Origin of the sequence: Streptomyces sp. HB132, assembly GCF_016909575.1 — a bacterium.
GTDB lineage: Bacteria > Actinomycetota > Actinomycetes > Streptomycetales > Streptomycetaceae > Streptomyces.
Map to the genome: position 1 here is coordinate 255,492 of NZ_JAFBGA010000002.1, position 20,244 is coordinate 275,735.

The following is a 20,244-nucleotide window of genomic DNA, read 5'->3' on the forward strand; positions in this document are numbered from 1 at the left end:
CCCTTCCTCTGAGGTGGTGGAGCTCCGGTCCCCTGCTCGGCATCCTAACGGCCTTCCGCGGAACGCGTCGGGCCCCGCGGGCTGCTGCCCGCGGGGCCCGGAGGGCGGGGCCCGCCTCAGCTCAGGATGTCTGCGGCGGTCTGCGAGGAGTCGCGCAGGAACGTCGAGCAGCGCTCGTACTCCGCCTCCTCACCGATCGCCTGCGCGGCGCGCGCGAGGGCGTGCAGGGCCCGCAGGAAGCCGCGGTTCGGCTCGTGCTCGAACGGGACGGGGCCGTGGCCCTTCCAGCCCGCGCGGCGCAGGGCGTCGAGGCCGCGGTGGTAGCCGGTGCGCGCGTACGCGTACGACTCGACGACCCGGCCGCCCTCGTACGCCTCGTCGGCGAGCTGCGCCCAGGCCAGCGAGGACATGGGGTACTTCGCCGCGACATCGGCGGGCGCCGTGCCGGCTGCGAGCAGCTCGCGCGGCTCCGGGTCGTCGGGCAGGTGGGTCGGGGCAGGGCCGCCGAGCAGGTTCTCGTGGATGGACATGGCTCAAGTGTGCCCGGACCCGGGTTCCGGCTCCAAGGGCGGGGCGGTGACACCGCAGTGCGTCGAGCACGCCGGCCTGGGTTCGGGCCGGGCCGCCGGAGTCGCCCGTACGGCCCACCAGGCGATCACCGAACCCGCCACCAGCAGACCGGCGCACATCGGCATGGCCCGCCGGAACGTCGAGGCGAACTCCCCCGCGTCGCGGTACGCCTCGGGGCCCATCCCGGCCAGCAGCGGGAGCGCGGCGACCGCGAGCAGCCCGGCGGCCCGCGCCGCCGCGTTGTTGATGCCACTGGCGAGGCCCGCCCGGCCGGTTTCCACGGCGGCCAGGACGGTCGCGGTGAGGGGGGCCACGAGAGTGACCATGCCGAGTCCCAGCACCAGCACGGCCGGCAGGACGTCCAGCGGATAGGAGGCGCCGGGGCCGACCCTCAGCATCAGGAGCATCCCGGCCGCCGCCAGCAGCGGGCCCACGGTGAGCGGGATGCGCGGCCCGATACGCCGCCCGAGGTCGCCCGCCGACGCGGAGAACAGCAGCATGAGGACCGTCGTGGGCAGAAGCGCGGTGCCCGCGCCGAGCGCCGAGTATCCGGCGACCACCTGGAGCTGGATCGCGGACAGGAAGAAGAACCCGCCGAGCGCCGCGTACACACAGAACGTGACGATGTTGACGGACGTGAACTGCCGCGAGGAGAAGATCGACGGCGGGACCATGGGATCGGCCCGGTGCCGCTCCACCCGCACGAAGGCCGCGCCGAGAGCCACACCGCCGACCGCCGCGCCGATCACCATGGCGGACGCGCCCTGTTCCGGGACCTCGATCAGCGCGTAGGTGACCAGGGCGAGCGAGAGCGCCGCGAGGGCCGCGCCGAGCACGTCGAACCGGCCGTGGGCGTCGGGGTCGCGGGACTCCGGCACGTGGCGCAGTGCCACGGGCACGCAGACGGCGGCGAGCGGCAGGTTGAGCAGGAACACCCACCGCCACCCCGGCCCGTCCACCAGCCACCCGCCGAGGAACGGCCCGACGGCCGCCCCGACCCCGCCGAACCCTGACCAGAGCCCCACGGCACGAGCCCGGTCGTCGGGGTGGAAGCTCGCCTGGATGATCGCCAGCGAACCGGGGGTGAGCAGCGCGCCACCGACCCCCTGCAACGCCCGCGCGGCGACCAGCACCCCGGCGTTCGGCGCGATCCCGCACAGCAGCGAGGCCACGGCGAACCAGACCACCCCGACGAGGAAGACCCGTCGCCGCCCGAACCGGTCCCCGAGCGCACCCCCGAGCAGGATCAGCCCCGCCAGGGTGAGCATGTAGGCGTTGACGGTCCACTGCAGGGCGGCCAAGTCGGTGCCGAGGTCCTGGCCGATGCGGGGGAGGGCCACGTTGATCACCGTGGAGTCGAGCAGGGCCATGCCCGACCCGAGCACGGTGGTCAGGACGACCCACCGCCCCACGGGAGAGGCAACCCGGATCCCGCCCCGGTCCGCGCCGTTCGCGTCTGTCATACAGGCAGCATCACCGCTGCCGGTCCGACCGGCCATTCACCGCACCCCGGCCGTCGTGCGCCCCTCCCCCGTCCCGCCCGGACGAAGGGGGTAAGCCCCGGCGCTCGCGGCAGGCGGATATCCATGGCCGGTCCTTCGCCCCCAGGTCCTTCGGGCCACAGACGCTGAACAGCCGGCACGAGCGGTCTCGCCTCGGCTCTCCGCGGGTCCGCCCGCGGGGGCCGGCAGGAAATCGGGGGAGCCCGCCTACACCAGCGCCCTCAGCCCCCGAACCAGCGCCGAGACCCCCGCCTCCGCCTTGCTCCGCGCACACCCCACGTTCAGCCGCAGGAAGCCCGGCGCGCCGTACACCGAGCCCGGCATGATCGCGACCCTCTCCCGCTCGATCAGCACCCGCTGCAGAGCCTCCTCGTCCACACCCAGTGGACGCAGGTCGATCCAGGCCAGATAGCCGGCCTGCGGCGGCTTCCACGCCGACTCGGGAAACTCCGCGTTCAGCCGCTCCCCGACCATCGCCAGGTTTCCGGCGGTGTAGGCGCGAACGGCGTCCAGCCATGCCCCGCCCTCCCGGTACGCCGCGATGTGCGCGGTCAGCGACAGCACCGCGGGCGAGGCGAGTCCCTCGGCCGTCTCCATCCTGCGCAGGTACTCCGCCCGGTCCTCCGGGTTTCCGACGAGCCCGTACGAACCGGTCAGCGCCGGAAAGTTGAAGGACTTCGACGCGGACGTGATGACCGCCCAGCGCCCGTCGGCCCGACCGCCCTCCTCACCCGCGACCCGTACGTACGGAATGTGCGTGTACCCGTCATGGACGAAGTCCGCGTGGATCTCGTCGCTGATCACGGCCACCCCGTACCGCCGCGCCAGCGCAGCCGTCTCACGGAGCTCGGTCTCCGTCCACACCCGCCCGGTCGGGTTGTGCGGCGAACACAGCACCAGGACCTTCGCGTCGGTCCGCGCCAGCTCCCGTTCCAGGGCGGTCATGTCACCCACCGGCACACCGCGCAGCTCCCGCCCGAGCCCGAGGACCGCCTTGCGGAAGCCGTCGTACGTCGGCGTGTGGACGACCACGCCCTCGCCCTCGGCCGTCCACATCTGCAGCAACTGCGACAGCTGGCTGAGCACGGACGGGCCGTAGACCAGGGCGGCGGTGTCGATCGCGGTGCCGTACCGGGTCTCGTACCAGTGCGCGACGGCCGACCGGAAGTCGTCGTGCTGCCAGGTGGTGTAGCCGAGGACCCCGTGGTCGATGCGGGTCCGCAGCGCTGCCAGCACCTCGGGTGCGGTCGCGAAGTCCATGTCGGAGATGGTGAAGGGCAGCAGCCCGTCCACCCCGAACCGGTCGGCGACGTCGTCCCACTGGACGCACCAGGTGCCCCTGCGGTCGATGACGGTGTCGAAGTCGTACTGCACGGACTCACTCACGCGGATCCCCACTCTCTCGGACATGGAACGGGCCCGGCCCCCAGAAGGGAGGCCGGGCCCGCTCGTACATCAGGGACGTACGTGCCTACTTCAGCCTGGTGCCCGCGGAGCGCAGGTTGGCACAGGCTTCGGTGACGCGCACGGCCATGCCCCCCTCGGCGGACTTGCCCCAGCTGCGGGGGTCGTAGACCTTCTTGTTGCCGACCTCGCCGTCGACCTTCAGCACGCCGTCGTAGTTGCGGAACACGTGGTCCACGATCGGGCGGGTGAAGGCGTACTGGGTGTCGGTGTCGAGGTTCATCTTCACGACGCCGTTCTCCAGCGCGGTGGCGATCTCCTCGGCCGTGGAGCCCGACCCGCCGTGGAAGACGAAGTCGAACGGCTGGCTGCCGGCGGGCTTGCCGTACTTGGAGGAGACGCCCTCCTGCAGGTCCTTGAGGAGCTCCGGACGCAGGACGACGTTGCCCGGCTTGTAGACACCGTGGACGTTGCCGAAGGACGCTGCCAGCAGGTAGCGGCCCTTCTCGCCCAGGCCGAGCGCCTCGGCCGTACGCAGCGCGTCGTCGACGGTGGTGTACAGCTCGTCGTTGATCTCGTGCGTGACGCCGTCCTCCTCGCCACCGGTCGGAGTGATCTCGACCTCGAGGATGATCTTGGCGGCGGCGGCCTTGGCCAGCAGCTCCTGGCCGATGGCCAGGTTGTCGGCGAGGGTCTCCGCGGAACCGTCCCACATGTGCGACTGGAACAGCGGGTTCAGACCCTTGGCGACGCGCTCCGCGGAGACGTCGAGCAGCGGACGTACGTAGCCGTCCAGCTTGTCCTTGGGGCAGTGGTCGGTGTGCAGCGCGACCGTGATGTCGTACTTGGCGGCGACGATGTGCGCGAACTCGGCGAGGGCTACGGCGCCCGTCACCATGTCCTTGTTGTACTGGCCGCCCAGGAATTCGGCACCACCGGTGGAGATCTGGACGATGCCGTCGCTCTCCGCCTCCGCGAAGCCGCGCAGTGCAGCGTGCAGGGTCTGGGTCGACGTCACATTGATGGCCGGGTAGGCGAACTTGCCTGCCTTCGCCCGGTCGAGCATCTCGGCGTAGACCTCGGGGGTTGCGATGGGCATCTGTCCGCTCCTTGGGATGTGCGGGTGTTCAGGCTTGGTCCCTGACCTGGGGGCGACGTCATCGTCGCCCTCATCTTCCCAGACTCTCGCTCCGGCTCCACGCTGCCGGTCGGCTACGGGACAGCGCTGGGTGCCCCCGTTTCACGTGAAACGGGGGACACCGCGGGGAAGCCCCAGGTCAGGACAGGTCGAGGTCGGCCGCGGAGTAGACCTGGACGTACGGCAGACCGGCCTCGGCGATCGCCGGAGCGGCACCGCGCTCCACGATCACGGCGACGGCCACGACCTCGCCGCCGGCCTCGCGCACCGCTTCCACCGCGGTCAGCGGAGAGCCACCGGTCGTCGAGGTGTCCTCGACGACGAGGCAGCGACGGCCCTTGACGTCCGTGCCCTCGATGCGGCGCTGCATCCCGTGGGCCTTCTGCGCCTTGCGGACGACGAACGCGTCCAGACTCGTCCCGCGAGCCGCGGAGGCGTGCAGCATCGAGGTGGCCACCGGGTCGGCACCCAGCGTCAGGCCGCCGACGCAGTCGTAGTCCAGCTCGGCGGTGGCGTCGAGCATCGCCTGACCGACCAGTGGCGCGGCCTTCCCGTCCAGCGTGATCCGGCGCAGGTCGATGTACCAGTCGGCTTCCAGACCCGAGGAGAGGGTCACTTTGCCGTGCACCACGGCCTTGTCCTTGATCTGCTGGAGCAGCTCAGCGCGTACGTCAGTCATGTCAACGAGGGTAAGGGCTGACGCAGGAGGTCAGAGCCGTACCCAGCTCCAGGTCGTCGTGATCTCCAGGGGCTCGATCGGGGTGACCAGACGGGGAGCCGTGTTCAGCCCGTTCGGCGGCCCGGACTGCGGCTCCACACAGACCGCTTCCGCCTGCTCGTCGTAGATCACCACCCATTCGTCGCGGCTCCTGACCGTCAGCTCCAGCTGTTCGGGCCAGGTGAGCCGGACGTCGACGCCCTCGGGCATACCGAAGCAGTCGTCCCAGGGGCCGGGGAGGGGATCGATCCGGCTCCCGGTCGGGAGGTGGTTGTCGCCCCGCTCCTCCTGCCAGGCCGCGTCGAAGGCGATCCGCACGTCCTGCTCTCCGAGGTTGCGGAGGAACCAGGGGTGCCACCCGGCCTGTGCCGGGAAGGAGTCGCCGTACGTCTCGATGCCGAGGCTCAGCGTCAGCGATTCCTCGGTCAGCTCGAAGGACTGCGTGACCCGGCCCTCGTACGGCCATGGGTCGGCCAGGTCGTAGAAGAAGGCCGCTTCCGACTCGCCCTGCCGGGCGGACTGCCAGGAGGTGTCCCGTCCGGTGCCGTGGATGGCGTGCGGCGGGGCGTTCAGCGGCATCTGATGCGGCTCGCCGCCGTTACGGAACAGGCCGTTCTCGGTGCGGCCGCACCACGGCACCATCGGGAAGCAGCCGTACCGCTCACCCTGGCGCAGCAGTTCGGTGCCCGCGATCCGCAGGCTGCTGATCCGGCAGCCGTGGACGGGGTCAACGGTCAATTCGACGTCGCCGGCGGTCAGCCGGGCGTTCTTCACAACTCTGCTCACCCCCCGACACTACTGGCGCGGGGCGGCTCCCTACGGCCTCCTGCGCCGCAGAGCCCTGCCCACCACCACGGCCGACGCGATCGCCAGGGCGGCCGCCGGGGCCGCCCAGCGCAGTGTGATGCCCACGGCACCCGACTCGGGCGACGGCACGGGGGCGTACCGGCCGCGCGGCGGCGCGTGGTCGACCTCCTCCGTGCTGCGGCCGATCATGGTGCGGCGGGCGTGTGCGGCCTCGGCTGGAGGCTCGTCGGGCACGGTGAACTCCAGTTCCGCGGACGGATCGAGTGACGGCGGCGGCACGGGCGCGTCGAACACGGACTCCTTGCCGTTCATGGACGGCGAACCGGCGGACGGCGCATCGGTGGACGGCGCATCGGGAGACGGCGAACCGGCGGACTCCGCATCGGCAGACGGCTCCTCCGCGGACTCATCGGCGAGCGGAGTCCCCTGCCCCTGGGCCCCCGGCGCCGCGTCGTCCCGCGTGGCCAGGGACTCCGTCACCAGTTGCTGCGTGAAACGGTCCAGCAAGCGCTGCGCCGCAGCGAGTGCCGCGGACGCGTCCATGTCCGCGAAGCGGCCGTCGCCGCTCGCCGTGCCGGCGAATCCGATCGTCGTTCCACCGTCCGTCTCGGTGAGGCCGATGGTCAGCGCCAGCTTCGCCGAACCCGCGCCCCGCGCCTCCACCCCCTCCCCTGTCACGGAGAAGGAGTCACCCCCGCCGGTGGGCCGCAGCGTCAGCGCCCCGCGGTAGGTGATCGTGTGGCCGTCGGCGCGGAACTTCAGCCGGCCCGCCAGCGGGCCCGCCGACATGTCGGCATCCTGCTGGAGTCCCGGCACGCAGCGTGCGACGCGGGCGGGATCGGCCAGCGTCCGCCGCAGGGACGGGACCGGAACCGGAACGAACACCTCATACTCCATACCGACCGAGCCTACTCAGCCCCGGCCGTCCCGTCAGCGCTTCCACACCCCGCACACCGTGCGGACCGCACCCACCCCGCCGCGCTCACGGTTCCTCCCGGTACCTCGGGTGGATCAGCGTGGACGGCGGCACCCCGTGCCGCAGGGTCCGCTCCGCCGGGCGCCGGCCCGCGAGGAGGTCGGGCTCACCCAGCGTCCGCAGGGCGGGCGCCCCCGGGTCCATGCCGAGCCGTCCCACCGCCTGCCTGGCCGCCAGCACGAACCCCCAGTCCCGAGGTGACTCCGCCCGTCCCGTGACCCGGTCCGGTCCCGCCGCGAATCCGGTGAGACGCCCGTCGACGCGGTACGGCCGGGTCATCAGGCCGCCCGCCCGCACCGACGCCTCCACCGTCCAGAACGTCGACGGCCTGCTGCCCGGCGACCCCGCGTGCACCACCAGCCGGCCGCCCGGCTCCAGCGCCCCGGCGATCAGCCCGTAGAACTCCGCCGCGTAGAGCTTCGTGCTCGCTGTGATCCCCGGGTCGGGGAGGTCCGAGATCACCACGTCGTAGTGGTCGTGCGTGGCCCGCAGCCAGGTGAAGGCGTCCTCGGCGACCGTCGTCAGGCGGGGGTCCTCGTAGGCCTGCCCGTTCAGCCCGGACAGCGCCGGGTCCGTGCGGGCCAGCCGGGTGACGGCCGGATCGAGCTCGACCACCACGACGGATGTGACGTCCGGGTAGCGCAGCACCTCGCGGGCCGCCAGTCCGTCGCCCCCGCCCAGGATCAGCACCCGCCGGTGGGCCCCCTTCATCGCCGGGTGCACGAGCGCCTCGTGGTAGCGGTACTCGTCCCGGGAACTGACCCGGAGCCGGCCGTCCAGGTAGAGGTCGAGCGGGCCACGCCCCGAACCCGTGAGGACGACCTCCTGCACGTCCGTCTGCACGGCGACCCGCACCTCGTCCCCGTACACCGCACGCCGCGCCGCCCGCTCGAAGTCGTCGACCAGGACGGAGGCCGTGGCCAGCAGGGCGATCACCAGGGCGTTGACGCCGATCAGCAGCCAGCGCGACCGCCGGCACAGGTCGCGGCGGAACACCCACAGCACCAGGGCCCCGCCCGCCGCCGCGTTGACAGCGCCGGTGAACAGCGCCCCGGTCAGCTGGCCCATCATCGGCAGCAGCAGGAACGGGAAGGCGAGTCCGCCGACCAGTGCCCCCACGTAGTCGGCGGCGAACAGGTCCGCGACCGCGCCGCCCGCGTCCTGCCGGTCGACCCGCTGGATCAGTGTCATCAGCAGGGGGATCTCCGCGCCGATCAGGATCCCGATGGCGAGCGAGAAGCCGACCAGCGCGTGGCGTGACTCCCCGAGCCAGGCGAAGGACGCGTACAGGATGAGTGCCGATGTGCCGCCGACGAGGGCGAGTGCGGCCTCGATGAGCCCGAATCCCACGGCGGCGCGTCCGCGTAGACGTTTCGCGAGCAGCGACCCGATTCCCATCGCGAACACCATCACGGAGAGCACGACCGAGGCCTGTGTGACCGAGTCCCCGATCAGGTACGAGGCCAGCGCCACCAGCTCCAGCTCGTACACCAGACCGCACGCGGCGCAGATGAAGACCACGGTGAGCACGAGGAACCGGCCGGTCCTCGGCCGTACGGAGAGACTCGTCGCGCCCCCTCGCAACGGCATCTGCTGGTCGATCATGAAACGAACGCTACGTGACGGAAAGGTCGCTGTTTGTCACCCACACGGGTGCAAGTGACGCGCCCGACGCGCGCCCGGCCGGCCGCGCACCACCCCGGACGCACCCGGTCCACGTCCTCACGACACCGCCGCCGGGACTCGCACCCCCACCCGCGTCCGGGTCACGACCAGCTGCCCCTCCTGGGGATAGGCGTGCCAGGTGCGCCAGCCGACCTGGCCCTCCGTCCGATGCGCGAGCATCGCGGTGAAGGCGTAGGGACTGCCGGGGAACGTCCCCGCCAGCCCGTGCGGATGGTCGGACACCAGAGCGAGCAACTCCTGGGCGCGCCCCGCGAAGGAGCCCTCGGAGAGCGTCTCGACGCGCGCCGCGAATTCGTAGTCCCAGTCGCCGAGGCTCTCGGCGACACCGAGCGGCAGCGGGGTGCTGCTGCCCGGCAGACAGGCGACGGTCTCGGAGCACGTACGGCGCTCCTCCTCCAGCAGGACCTGATGGGAGGCGCCGAGCAGCCGCAACTGCACGTTCGCGCCCCCTAGTTCGAGGTCGAGTACGGCCAGGGCGGGCAGCGGCTCCCGCCCCAGCGTCCAGGCCAGGTCGGCGGCTCGGGTATCGGAATAGGCGGTCTGGAGGGTCGTGAGCATGGATCGGCTCCGCTAAACGCACAGGGACACCGGGGCAGGGGGTACCCCCGTGCGACGCACGTGGGGGGAGGGAGCCCGATCCGGCCCAACTGGTGCCCGGGGGCTGAATGTTCTTCACAACGATGCAAGCACGAACTACGTCGCGCTCACAGCGTTTTTACCCAACTTGCCGTGGTTTCCATCCCTCAGGGGGCAGGACGGTTCACCTGTTCCCGGCGCACCCAACGAAAAGGTGTCCGGTGGGAGTTGATCCCCGCCGGACACCACAGGCACGCACCCGACAGGGGCGGGCCGACCCGTCTCAGCTACCGCCGCCCCCGCAGCCGCCGCCACCCCCGCAGGAGTGGCCACCGCCTCCGCAGGAATGCCCGCCGCCCCCGCAGGAGTGCCCGCTGGAGGCACCGCCGCCGGAGTCGCCGGCCCACCAACTGCCACCGCCGCCTCCCCCATCGCTGCCCGAACCGCGACGCGCGCGGCGTCCCGCGACCGGCTTCTTGCGGCCGCCCGACCCCGAGCGGAGGGCGGCGATCCCCACCACCACGAGCACCGCGAACACGATGTAGACGAACAACTCCATCGACCTCACATCCTTCTGTCCCCCGAAGCGAGGTCCCGCTTCTCGACTGCCCGTTGGATTCCCAAGCCCGACCCGAGCGAAAGCGGACTTGAGCAACTCCAGAGCTTGGGCACAGGATGGCGCCCATGACACAGGGACGACCGCTGCTCAACCGCCGCCTCACCGAGTTCGGCACGACGATCTTCGCGGAGATGTCGGCGCTGGCCGTACGGACCGGATCGATCAACCTCGGCCAGGGATTCCCCGACACCGACGGCCCCGAGGAGATCCGCGAGGCCGCGGTCCGCGCGCTGCGCGCCGGCCACGGCAACCAGTACCCACCGGGCCCCGGCGTCCCGGAGCTGCGCTCCGCGGTCGCGGAGCACCAGCGGCGCCGCTACGGACTGGAGTACGACCCCGACGCCGAGGTCCTGGTGACCACGGGCGCCACCGAGGCGATCGCCGCCTCCCTGCTGGCCCTCCTGGAACCCGGCGACGAGGTGATCGCCCTGGAGCCGTACTACGACTCGTACGCCGCCTGCATCGCCATGGCGGGCGGTACCCGCGTCCCCGTCACGCTCCGGCCCCACGAGGGCGCCTACCGGCTCGATCTCGACGAGCTGCGCGCCGCGGTCACGCCCCGCACCCGGCTGATCCTGCTCAACACCCCGCACAACCCGACCGGCACCGTCCTGACCCGGGACGAGCTGGCGGCCGTCGCCGCGCTCGCGTGCGAGCGGGACCTCCTGGTCGTCACCGACGAGGTCTACGAGCACCTCGTCTTCGAGGGCGAGCACATCCCCCTGGCGTCTTTCCCCGGCATGCGGGAGCGCACGGTCACCATCAGCAGTGCGGGCAAGACCTTCTCGTTCACCGGGTGGAAGGTCGGCTGGATCACCGCGAGCCCGGAACTGGTCACCGCGGTCCGCTCGGCGAAGCAGTTCCTGACGTACGTCTCAGGCGGCCCCTTGCAGTACGCCGTCGCCGAGGCCCTGCGGCTGCCCGACAGCTTCTTCGACGCGCTGCGCACCGACCTGCGCGCGAAGCGCGACCTGCTCGGCGCGGGCCTCGCCGAGGCCGGTTTCGAGGTCTACGAGCCCGCGGGTACGTACTTCGTCACCACCGACATCCGCCCGCTCGGCGACGAGAAGGACGGCCTCGCGTTCTGCCGGGCGCTACCTGAACGCTGCGGGGTCGTCGCCGTACCGAACGCGGTCTTCTACGACCACCGCGAGCAGGGCGCGCCCTTCGTGCGCTTCGCGTTCTGCAAGCGCACGGAGGTGCTCACCGAGGCGGTCACCCGGCTGAAGAGCCTGCGGGCGGCCTGACGGGCACGGCAGGGGCCCGGTTCGGGACGCCGGCCTGACCGGCCGCGCACCCCGAACCGGGCCCCTGTCGTACGTCCCGCGGATCAGGCGTCCGTGGGCTCGCCGCCCTCGTCCTTCTTCTCGGCGGGCTCCAGGCCCAGGCGGTCGACGAGCCACTTGTCGAACTCGATGGAGGCCCGCACCCAGCTGACCGTCGAGGAGACGAAGTGCTCCAGGCTGACACCGGTGCCGATGAGCATCTGCGCCTCACCGACCAGCCGTACGGAGGCCGCGGTGCCCTCCTCGCCCTCGTGGGCGTGCGTGTAGACCTTGGGCCACAGGGTGCGGCGGTTCCAGTCGTCGATCGCGTCGAGCAGAACGGCGCGCTGGTCCAGGGCGTGGGGGCGGTCGTAGAAGGTCCGGACCGAGAAGACCTGCTGCTCCTCCTCGCCGCGGAACATGAAGTACGTCCGGAAGTCTTCCCACGGCGCGGCGAGGTCGCCCTCGTCGTCGACGACGAACTTCAGCTCCATCTGCTCGAGAAGCTGCTTGACGAGGTCCTGGTCGGGGACAACGGGGCCCTCGGGTCCTGTCGCCTGCGGTTCGGGCTGGCCCCCGAAGTTGGGGATCGAGGACGGGTCGATAGACATCGCTGGGTACTCCTGTGGATCGCACGTGGTTTCCTGGCTTCGACCCTAGCCGCGATCGCGGCCGGTAGTCCTACGCGCTCAGGGGAATCGTTCCCGCGCTCGTTCCCCTGGCCCGCGACCAGGAGATCGCGACGAGGACCGCACAGAGCGTGCCGACGAGTCCCGCGCCCCCGATCGTCCGGGCGGAGGACCCCGACAGCTCGGCCGCCAGGCCGCCCGCTGCGACACCGATCCCCTGCACGGCGGTCAGCCCCGACCTGGCGAGTCCCAGTGCCTGACCGCGCTGGTCGGCCGGGGTGAGCAGGACGAAGGTCGCCCCCGCGGTGATCTGGTAGGCGGAGCAGAGGCCCGACACCAGCAGCACCAGCAGCGCCGGCCCGACGCCGGGGCCGGCCCAGTAGACGACCAGCGGAAGGTTCGCGCCGACCGCCAGTGGTCCGAGCAGCCGGCGGCGGCGCTCGACGCCGAAGCCCGGACGCCCCAGGAGAGCCGCGCCCAGAACCATTCCGGCCGGATGCGCGGCGAGCAGGAGACCCACGGACGCGGCGCTTCCGCCGGCCTCCTCCGCGAAGGGGGCCGCCAGCCCCTCCGGCAGCACGATGAAGCCCGCCAGCCAGCCGAGCGCGACCAGCGACCGCAGCCTGGGGTCCGACCAGATCAGTGCGGCCGCCCTGCCCACCTGGGTGTGCATCCGCTTCGGCCGCGCGTCGGCGCCCGGGTCGACCGGCCGCGCCTTCACGCCCAGCCTGATCAGTGCCGCGGAGATCAGGAACGTCAACGCGTTCAGCCCCAAGGAGACGTGGCTGCCGAGCCACACGACGAGCACCCCGCCCGCCGCGAATCCGATCAGCTGCCCCGCCTGGTGCGTGATCAGCATGACCCGCTGCCCCCGCTCGTACAGGCGCTCCCCCAGGACGGCCGGCATCAGGGCGCCCTGCGACGCCCCGAACGGCGCCTCGGCGAGCTGTGCCAGCACCAGGAGCCCGGCCAGCAGCGGCAAGGGGGTACCGGGCAGGGCCATCAGTCCGACGAGGACGGCGCGCACCAGGTCGCATCCGATCATGACGGTGCGCCGGGGGAAACGGTCGGCGAGGCCGGAGAGGAGCACCCCGGACAGCAGGGCGGGCAGGCTCGTCAGGGCGTAGGTCGCGGCGGTCCAGCCCGCCGACTCGGTACGTTCGTAGACCAGCAGGGACAGCGCCACCCGCGCCAGTTGGTCGCCCAGCACCGACTGGGCATATGCCGTCCAAAGCGTACGGAATTCACTCAGGCGAATAAGACTTTCACTTCTGCAATCCTTCGGCTCCGCATTCGCCTCGCCGGGTATCCGCTCCGTCATGCGCGCACCTTACCGGCCCCGGAATGCGCGACAGCCTTCCCCGTCGTCAAAGAAATGGGTCCGGAGTGTCCTGATATTGCGCGGAACACGCTCGCCCCCACAAGTACCACTCCGGCTTCCACCGAGGGTGCCGAAATGTATCGCCCCGGCACAAATACAAGGTCCGGACCTTATCGCATCCACCATCCGGCCACGGAATGCGAATTTTCGGCTCGATTTCACAGGCCGCCCCTCCGGCGGTGCGTGCTGGATGCACCCATCAAAGGGGCCGGGGCCCACACACATGTGTCCCCGGCCGGACCCTGGGGCCGGCCGGGGACACGGGAGGGTCCTCAGAGGCTCTTCGTCACCGTCGCGGCCTCCACGGTGAGCCCGTCACCGGACCGGTCCACCCGGACCGTGTCGCCGTCCTTGACCTCGCCCGCGAGGATCTCCTTCGCGAGCCGGTCTCCGATCGCGGTCTGGATGAGACGGCGCAGCGGCCGGGCGCCGTACGCCGGGTCGTTGCCTTCCTCCGCCAGCCAGGCCAGCGCGTCGGGGGTGACGTCGAGGTGGATCCGGCGGTCGGCCAGACGGCCGGCCAGACGAGCCACCTGGAGCCCCGCGATGTGCGCCAGCTCGTCCCCGGACAGGGCGGAGAACACGACCAGGTCGTCGAGCCGGTTGAGGAACTCCGGCTTGAACGAGGCCCGTACGGTCTCCAGCACCCGCTCCTTCTTCACCTCGGGATCGGTCAGGGGGTCCACCAGGAACTGGCTGCCGAGGTTCGACGTCAGGACCAGGATGGTGTTGCGGAAGTCCACCGTCCGCCCCTGCCCGTCGGTGAGCCGTCCGTCGTCGAGCACCTGGAGCAGGACGTCGAAGACCTCGGGGTGGGCCTTCTCGACCTCGTCGAGCAGCACCACGCTGTACGGGCGGCGGCGTACCGCCTCCGTGAGCTGGCCGCCCTCCTCGTAGCCGACGTAGCCGGGCGGGGCGCCGACGAGCCGCGCCACGCTGTGCTTCTCGCCGTACTCGCTCATGTCGATGCGGATCATGGCCCGCTCGTCGTCGAACAGGAAGTCCGCGAGCGCCTTGGCCAGCTCCGTCTTGCCGACACCGGTCGGGCCGAGGAAGAGGAACGACCCGGTGGGCCGGTCGGGGTCGGCGATCCCGGCGCGGGTGCGGCGAACGGCGTCCGACACGGCCCGCACGGCCTCTGTCTGGCCGATCAGCCGCCTGCCCAGCTCGGACTCCATCCGCAGCAGCTTCTGGGTCTCGCCCTCCAGGAGGCGTCCGGCCGGGATGCCGGTCCAGGCGCCGACGACGTCGGCGATGTCGTCCGGGCCGACCTCCTCCTTGACCATGGTGTCCTTGTCCTGGGCGGCCTCCTGCTCGGCCTCGTCCGCCTCGGCGAGCTCGCGCTCCAGGCCGGGGATCTCGCCGTACAGCAGCTTGGACGCGGTGTCGAAGTCGCCGTCGCGCTGGGCGCGCTCGGCCTGACCGCGCAGCTCGTCGAGGCGCTCCTTGAGCTCACCGACGCGGTTCAGGCCCTGCTTCTCCTTCTCCCAGCGGGCGGTGAGACCGCGCAGTTCCTCCTCCTTGTCGGCGAGGTCGCGGCGGATCTTCTCCAAGCGCTGCTTCGAGCCCGCGTCGGTCTCGTTCTTGAGCGCGAGCTCCTCCATGTGCAGCCGGTCCACGGAACGCTGGAGCTCGTCGATCTCCAGCGGTGAGGAGTCGATCTCCATACGGAGCCGGGAGGCTGCCTCGTCGACGAGGTCGATGGCCTTGTCCGGCAGGAAGCGGGACGTGATGTAGCGGTCCGAGAGCGTGGCCGCGGCCACCAGCGAGGAGTCGGCGATCTGGACCTTGTGGTGCGCCTCGTAGCGCCCCTTGAGGCCACGCAGGATCGCGATGGTGTCCTCGACGGACGGCTCGGCGACCAGGACCTGCTGGAAGCGGCGCTCCAGGGCGGGGTCCTTCTCGATGCGCTCGCGGTACTCGTCCAGTGTGGTGGCGCCGACCATGCGGAGCTCACCGCGGGCGAGCATCGGCTTGAGCATGTTGCCCGCGTCCATCGCCGAGTCGCCGCCGGCGCCCGCGCCGACGACGGTGTGCAGCTCGTCGATGAAGGTGATGATCTGCCCGTCGCTCTCCTTGATCTCGGAGAGGACGGTCTTGAGGCGTTCCTCGAACTCACCGCGGTACTTGGCACCGGCGACCATCGCACCGAGGTCCAGCGAGACGAGCTTCTTGTTGCGCAGGGACTCGGGCACGTCGCCCTTGACGATGCGCTGGGCGAGGCCCTCGACGACGGCCGTCTTGCCGACGCCGGGCTCGCCGATGAGCACGGGGTTGTTCTTCGTACGGCGCGAGAGCACCTGCACGACGCGGCGGATCTCCTGGTCACGGCCGATGACCGGGTCCAGCTTGCCCTCGCGGGCGGCGGCCGTGAAATCGGTGCCGAACTTCTCCAGCGCCTTGTACTGGCCCTCGGGGTCGGGAGTGGTCACCCGGCGCCCTCCCCTGCTCTTCTCGAATGCGTCCAGCAGCTTCTCCGCGCCGGCTCCCTGTCCGTCGAGGATCTCACCGGCACGACCGCCCTTCGCGGCGACGGCGATCAGCAGGTGCTCCGTGGAGAGGTAGTCGTCGCCGAGTTCCTTGGCGCGCCGGTCGGCGTCGGCCAGGACGGCGAGCAGGTCGCGGCTCGGCTGCGGTGGTGCGACGGTCGACCCGGTGACGCTGGGCAGTGAGCCGAGGAGCCGTTCGGTCTCCTCGCGCACGGCCACCTGGTCGGCCTCCGTCACGGCCAGCAGGTCGATGATGTTCGCGTTGTCCTCGCCCGCGAGCAGCGCAAGCAGCAGATGCCCGGGGGTCAGGTCCGGATGTCCGTCCTTGACGGCCCTGCTGGTGGCCGCGTTGAGGGCGTCCCGGCTCTTGTTGGTCAGCTCGGCGTCCACGGGCGCTGTCTCCTCCTCGTGCTGGTACTTCACGGAATATGACTCGAACAACGGGTACAAAGTTGAGTCTATTCCACTCAAGGCCGTCGCGGCGCCCCCACGCGCCCTGGAATCCCCGTGTCTCTAGGCTGACCCCATGCCTGACGTACGCAACCCCGGCCCCGAGTACCTCGCCTTCTGGCGGGAGCGCCACGTGTGCACCCTGACCACGCTCCGCCCGGACGGCACACCGCACGTGGTGCCCGTCGGTGTGACGTACGACCCGAAGACGCGGCTCGCCCGCATCATCACCGGCGGGGGTACGAGGAAGGTCGCCAACGTCCTGGCGGCGGGCCCGGAGGGGGCGCGGGTCGCGGTCTGCCAGATGCAGGGGCGCCGATGGGCGACCCTGGAGGGCCGGGCGGTGATCCGTACGGAGCCCGGCGAGGTCCAGGACGCGGTGCGCCGCTACGCGGAGCGCTACGAGCGCACCCCGAGGGAGAACCCGGAGCGCGTCGTCATCGAGATCGCCGTCGACCGGGCACTCGGGAATGCCTGATCGGTTCGACCGAGGAATTCGAGCGGGTAATTCATCCGGGGGGTTCAGCCGGGCAGTACAGCCGGGAATTCCAGCCGGGGGAGTTCACCCGGGAATTCGAGCGATTCCCGGACAGCACAACGGCGCCATCGTGTTCAGGTCACGATGGCGCCGCTGTGTGGGGGAAGTGCCCGAACGACATGGAACGACGGGGGAATCGTTCAGGCACTGCGGGGGGTGGCGGAAATGGCTTCTTGTTCGAACAGCTCGTGGTCACGCTGATCGAGATTCACGAAAATCATGCCGTACCTCACGGCACAGCGGACCGGCTGCGGCGCCCCGCGGGGCCGGCGAAGACAGCGGTAGGCCCGGATGTCGTCATCCGTTTCCATGACGACGACGATCGGCTCTCCGAACAGGGTGACCATCAACGAATCGCCCTGGCGGGTGAGCGCCGTGAGCAGATCGATGAAATGCCACCCTGAGCGGTAGGCCGTAGCCATCTCCCGCCGGAAGGTGCGGTCGTCCGGTGGGGTGGTCATGCGCCTGCTGCGCCCGTCGGCGCACTCCAGCTGATCTCGTCCGAGGCCGCCGCAGGCATACCCCAGCTGATCTCACCGGGCGAAGCCGCTGCCGCTCGAACGGACCAGCTGATCTCACCCGCCCCCGCCGCCTGCTCCGACCAGCTGATCTCACCGGGCCCGGATGCGCTGCCGGCCACGCCGCCCGCCACGCCAAAGGCCAGGGCCGCGGCGAAAGCGCTAGCAAGCACCAAGCGAAGCTTTCGCATATCCATAGTCGGCTTCGTCCTCACTTGTGGATTCCTCTCCCCCGCATCCACGACGATGTCTCACCGAGGCCCCACAACGCCACTGGGACGATGCATCATGTTCCTGCATGTTCAGGAACATGGGGGGTGGAGATATGCCTACAAGTAACACAATGGGGACACATGCTCACGGGGTCACCGACCTGTGCGAGGAGGGAAAACGCCTCTACGCCAGCGCCCTGCGTTCCGGCCGGATTTCCCGCACGGAGGTCGGCCCCGCACCCTGCCTGATGGACTTCGCCCTCCTGCACCCCGATCCGGACGACACGACGTGGCTCAGGCCCGTCCCCCCGTCCGCCGCGCTGGCCCAGCGCCTGCACCCCCTGGAACGGGAGATCAAGGAACGCCGGCGGCGCTCCGTCGAGCTGGCGGAGTCCTTCGAGCCGTTCATGGACATCAGCGCCCAGGACCCGCCGACCACCCACGCCATCACGGTGCTGGAGGGCGGCAACCGGATCAACGCGGCGCTTGACCTCGCCACCGCCGAGTGCCGCACGGAGGTGCTCACCGTCCAGCCGGGCGGAGACCGTGGCGAGGACCGCCTCAGCGAAGGGCTGGAACGCGCCCTGTCGGTCGTCGGCCGGGGCGTCAGCATGCGCACGCTGTACCAGCACACCGTCCGCCACAGCCAGGGGACACTGGCGTACGCGGCCCGCCTGGCCAACGACAAGGTCGAGATCCGCACCCTGGAGGAGCTCATCGAGCGCCTCATCGTCTTCGACCGGACCGTGGCCTTCATCCCCGCCCAGAAGGACGACCAGGTCGCACTCGAACTCCGCCACCCCGGTCTCGTCAACTACCTGGTGAAGGTCTTCGAGCAGCTGTGGAGCCGCGCGTCCCCTCTGCTCGGCGAGGTCGGCTACGACCCACCGACCAAGGGCATCAGCGGTGTTCAGCGCTCCATCGCCCAACTCCTCGTCGAAGGACACGTGGACGACTCGATCGCCCGCCGCCTCGGCATGAACGTCCGTACCTGCCGGGCGCACGTCGCGAAGCTGTCCGCCACCCTCGGCAGCACGAGCCGCGCTCAGCTCGGCTTCCTGATCGCGCGGTCGGGAATCCTGGACCAGGACTCCTGACCGCGCGAGACCCCGAACGTCCCAACCCGGGGCTCCGGGCGCGACCGCATGGCCTTGGAGAGGGCACGGTCACGCCCGGGAAGCGCCGGGTGGGCACGCCGCCCTCCCGACAACTCCACCCTCCCCCCGCGGCCAGGTGTGCGCCACGGTCATCTTGTTGCACTGCATGAATTGAGGGGTCGTCAAATCGCCATTCACGAGGCAAAGCAGGCGCATTCGCACGGTCCGAGAGAGCTCTGCGCCACCGGCCTGCGACTCTACGAGGAGGCAGTGGTCGTGGGGCGCGTTGCCCGCGCGGGCCTCGCGGACGCCCCCTGCCTGATCGACATGGGCCTCGTCCGGCCCGAACCGGGCGACGCCGACTGGATGCGCCCCGTCCAGCCGTCTGCCGCACTGGCGCACCTGCTGCAGCCGCTCACCCGCGAACTGGACGAGCGCATACAACTCGCGGCCGCGCTCAGCCGCTCGCTCACCCCCCTGGCCTCGGTCGCAAGCGCCGACCCCGATCTGGCGATCACCGTGCTGGAAGGGAAGTCGGCGATCGAGGCGGCCCTGCTCGAGGAGACGGCCGTCGTCAGCCATCAGGTCCTGACGGCCCAGCCGGGCAGCGACCGCCCCCAGAACGGGATGGCGCGGGGAGTCGACAACGCCAGGACGGCGATCGGCCGAGGAGCCCGGCTACGGCACATCTACCAGCACCCGGCGCGCTACAGCACGACGATCCGGGACTACCTGGACCAGATCTCCCCCGAGGACCTCCAGGTCCGCACCACGGAACAGACCGTGGAGCGGCTGATCATCTTCGACCGCACCGTCGCGTTCATCCCCGCGGCACCGGACCGCAGAACGGCTCTGCGCATACGTCACCCCGCCCTCGTGGCCTATTTGATCCAGGTCTACGAGGTGCTCTGGGCCCAGGCCACCCCCTTCGCGCAGCCACTGCCCACGGCCACGCCCGGCGCCCGGTTCACGGCCGTCCAGCAGAGCATCGCCCGGCTGCTCGGCGAGGGTCACGTGGACGACGTGGTGGCGCGCAAGCTGGGGATCAGCGTCCGCACCTGCCGCTCCCACATCGCCAAGCTCATGCAGGCCCTGGGCGCCACCAGCCGCACCCACCTCGGAGTCCTCATCGCGCGGTCCGGCATCGTGGACGCCACGTCCACGCGGGAAGGGCCCGTCCCCGAGTCATGAGACTCGGGGACGGGCCCTTCCTCCTGCCGGCTCAGTCCTTGGGCCTCTTCGGCCGCCAGACCACGAGCGCGCCGGCCTGCTGCACGTCCTGGTACGGCACCAGGTCACGCCGGTAGGAGGCGTGCACCTGGGCCTCGCGCTGCTGCATGGCCACCGCCGCGCCGTCCACCGCCGCGGAGAGCTCGGCCACGCGCTGCTGCAGCGCGGCGACCTGGTTCTCCAGCTCGATGATGCGCTTGATGCCCGCGAGGTTGATGCCCTCGTCCTGCGACAACTGCTGCACCGTGCGCAGCAGTTCGATGTCACGGGCCGAGTAGCGTCGGCCACGCCCGGCCGTGCGGTCGGGCGAGACCAGGCCGAGGCGGTCGTACTGGCGCAGCGTCTGCGGGTGCAGGCCCGAGAGCTGGGCCGCGATCGAGATCACGTACACCGGTGATTCGTCGGTCAGCTGGTACGGATTACGTCGACGGCCGTCCAT

The 20,244-nt window shown here is 70.9% G+C and carries 20 protein-coding genes; 4 read left to right on the forward strand and 16 right to left on the reverse strand.

Annotated features, from left to right (window positions below; translation table 11 throughout):
- Window positions 1–116: 116 nt before the first annotated feature.
- The 10 genes from JOC24_RS05415 to JOC24_RS05460 all read right to left on the reverse strand — a co-directional run bounded on the left by JOC24_RS05415 (window position 117) and on the right by JOC24_RS05460 (window position 9,936).
- Entirely contained in the window at window positions 117–530 is a 414-nt protein-coding gene (locus tag JOC24_RS05415) for a DUF3151 domain-containing protein (protein ID WP_205018957.1), read from the reverse strand.
- A 3-nt stretch (window positions 531–533) separates the two neighbouring features.
- The gene (locus JOC24_RS05420; protein WP_205018958.1) at window positions 534–2,033 is read right to left on the reverse strand and encodes an MFS transporter; all 1,500 of its coding nucleotides are present in this window, start codon (window positions 2,031–2,033) and stop codon (window positions 534–536) included.
- Window positions 2,034–2,279: 246 nt separating this feature from the next.
- Window positions 2,280–3,458 carry a MalY/PatB family protein gene (locus tag JOC24_RS05425; RefSeq protein WP_307792634.1) on the reverse strand — a complete coding sequence of 393 codons (1,179 nt, stop codon included), beginning with the start codon at window positions 3,456–3,458 and terminating at the stop codon, window positions 2,280–2,282.
- 85 nt (window positions 3,459–3,543) lie between these two features.
- Window positions 3,544–4,575 carry a class II fructose-bisphosphate aldolase gene (gene fbaA / locus JOC24_RS05430; RefSeq protein WP_205018960.1) on the reverse strand — a complete coding sequence of 344 codons (1,032 nt, stop codon included), beginning with the start codon at window positions 4,573–4,575 and terminating at the stop codon, window positions 3,544–3,546.
- 178 nt (window positions 4,576–4,753) lie between these two features.
- Window positions 4,754–5,293, reverse strand: coding sequence for an orotate phosphoribosyltransferase (gene pyrE, locus JOC24_RS05435; protein ID WP_205018961.1), 540 nt, complete (start codon window positions 5,291–5,293; stop codon window positions 4,754–4,756).
- 30 nt (window positions 5,294–5,323) lie between these two features.
- Complete coding sequence (locus JOC24_RS05440; protein WP_205018962.1) at window positions 5,324–6,118, reverse strand: aldose epimerase family protein; 795 nt, start codon at window positions 6,116–6,118, stop codon at window positions 5,324–5,326.
- Between the two features lie 30 nt (window positions 6,119–6,148).
- Complete coding sequence (locus tag JOC24_RS05445; RefSeq protein ID WP_205018963.1) at window positions 6,149–7,036, reverse strand: SRPBCC domain-containing protein; 888 nt, start codon at window positions 7,034–7,036, stop codon at window positions 6,149–6,151.
- An 85-nt stretch (window positions 7,037–7,121) separates the two neighbouring features.
- A complete protein-coding gene (locus tag JOC24_RS05450) occupies window positions 7,122–8,720 on the reverse strand; it encodes a polyamine aminopropyltransferase (protein WP_205018964.1) in 1,599 nt (532 codons plus the stop codon).
- Between the two features lie 117 nt (window positions 8,721–8,837).
- Complete coding sequence (locus JOC24_RS05455) at window positions 8,838–9,359, reverse strand: DUF2617 family protein (protein WP_205018965.1); 522 nt, start codon at window positions 9,357–9,359, stop codon at window positions 8,838–8,840.
- A 301-nt stretch (window positions 9,360–9,660) separates the two neighbouring features.
- Window positions 9,661–9,936 (reverse strand): hypothetical protein, encoded by a 276-nt coding sequence (locus tag JOC24_RS05460; protein WP_205018966.1) that lies wholly within the window; start codon window positions 9,934–9,936, stop codon window positions 9,661–9,663.
- A gap of 125 nt (window positions 9,937–10,061) precedes the next feature.
- Between JOC24_RS05460 and JOC24_RS05465 the strand changes: the two genes are divergently transcribed.
- Window positions 10,062–11,243: a pyridoxal phosphate-dependent aminotransferase gene (locus JOC24_RS05465; RefSeq protein WP_205018967.1), complete on the forward strand. Its 1,182-nt coding sequence runs from the start codon at window positions 10,062–10,064 to the stop codon at window positions 11,241–11,243.
- Between the two features lie 83 nt (window positions 11,244–11,326).
- Here the strand turns inward: JOC24_RS05465 and JOC24_RS05470 are convergent, their stop codons facing one another.
- The 3 genes from JOC24_RS05470 to clpB form a co-directional block, all read right to left on the reverse strand.
- Window positions 11,327–11,872, reverse strand: coding sequence for a type III secretion system chaperone family protein (locus JOC24_RS05470; RefSeq protein ID WP_205018968.1), 546 nt, complete (start codon window positions 11,870–11,872; stop codon window positions 11,327–11,329).
- A gap of 70 nt (window positions 11,873–11,942) precedes the next feature.
- Window positions 11,943–13,211, reverse strand: coding sequence for an MFS transporter (locus JOC24_RS05475; RefSeq protein WP_205018969.1), 1,269 nt, complete (start codon window positions 13,209–13,211; stop codon window positions 11,943–11,945).
- A 332-nt stretch (window positions 13,212–13,543) separates the two neighbouring features.
- Window positions 13,544–16,150 (reverse strand): ATP-dependent chaperone ClpB, encoded by a 2,607-nt coding sequence (clpB, locus tag JOC24_RS05480; RefSeq protein ID WP_205019325.1) that lies wholly within the window; start codon window positions 16,148–16,150, stop codon window positions 13,544–13,546.
- Window positions 16,151–16,286: 136 nt separating this feature from the next.
- On the opposite strand from clpB, the gene JOC24_RS05485 reads away from it, so the two are divergent.
- Window positions 16,287–16,688, forward strand: a complete 402-nt coding sequence (locus tag JOC24_RS05485; RefSeq protein ID WP_205018970.1) for a pyridoxamine 5'-phosphate oxidase family protein — start codon at window positions 16,287–16,289, stop codon at window positions 16,686–16,688.
- Between the two features lie 200 nt (window positions 16,689–16,888).
- Here JOC24_RS05485 and JOC24_RS05490 read toward each other — a convergent pair whose 3' ends face one another.
- Together JOC24_RS05490 and JOC24_RS05495 are read right to left on the reverse strand one after the other, a co-directional pair.
- Window positions 16,889–17,209: a Rieske (2Fe-2S) protein gene (locus JOC24_RS05490; protein WP_033296620.1), complete on the reverse strand. Its 321-nt coding sequence runs from the start codon at window positions 17,207–17,209 to the stop codon at window positions 16,889–16,891.
- Window positions 17,206–17,439, reverse strand: coding sequence for a hypothetical protein (locus tag JOC24_RS05495; protein WP_307792636.1), 234 nt, complete (start codon window positions 17,437–17,439; stop codon window positions 17,206–17,208). Before JOC24_RS05495 ends, JOC24_RS05490 begins: the two co-directional genes overlap by 4 nt.
- A 125-nt stretch (window positions 17,440–17,564) precedes the next feature.
- On the opposite strand from JOC24_RS05495, the gene JOC24_RS05500 reads away from it, so the two are divergent.
- Entirely contained in the window at window positions 17,565–18,575 is a 1,011-nt protein-coding gene (locus JOC24_RS05500) for a helix-turn-helix transcriptional regulator (RefSeq protein WP_205018972.1), read from the forward strand.
- Window positions 18,576–18,761: 186 nt separating this feature from the next.
- Window positions 18,762–19,766 carry a helix-turn-helix transcriptional regulator gene (locus tag JOC24_RS05505; protein ID WP_374104481.1) on the forward strand — a complete coding sequence of 335 codons (1,005 nt, stop codon included), beginning with the start codon at window positions 18,762–18,764 and terminating at the stop codon, window positions 19,764–19,766.
- A 31-nt stretch (window positions 19,767–19,797) separates the two neighbouring features.
- On the opposite strand, the gene JOC24_RS05510 is transcribed toward JOC24_RS05505, so the two are convergent.
- Window positions 19,798–20,244 carry a heat shock protein transcriptional repressor HspR gene (locus JOC24_RS05510; RefSeq protein ID WP_033296623.1) on the reverse strand — a complete coding sequence of 149 codons (447 nt, stop codon included), beginning with the start codon at window positions 20,242–20,244 and terminating at the stop codon, window positions 19,798–19,800.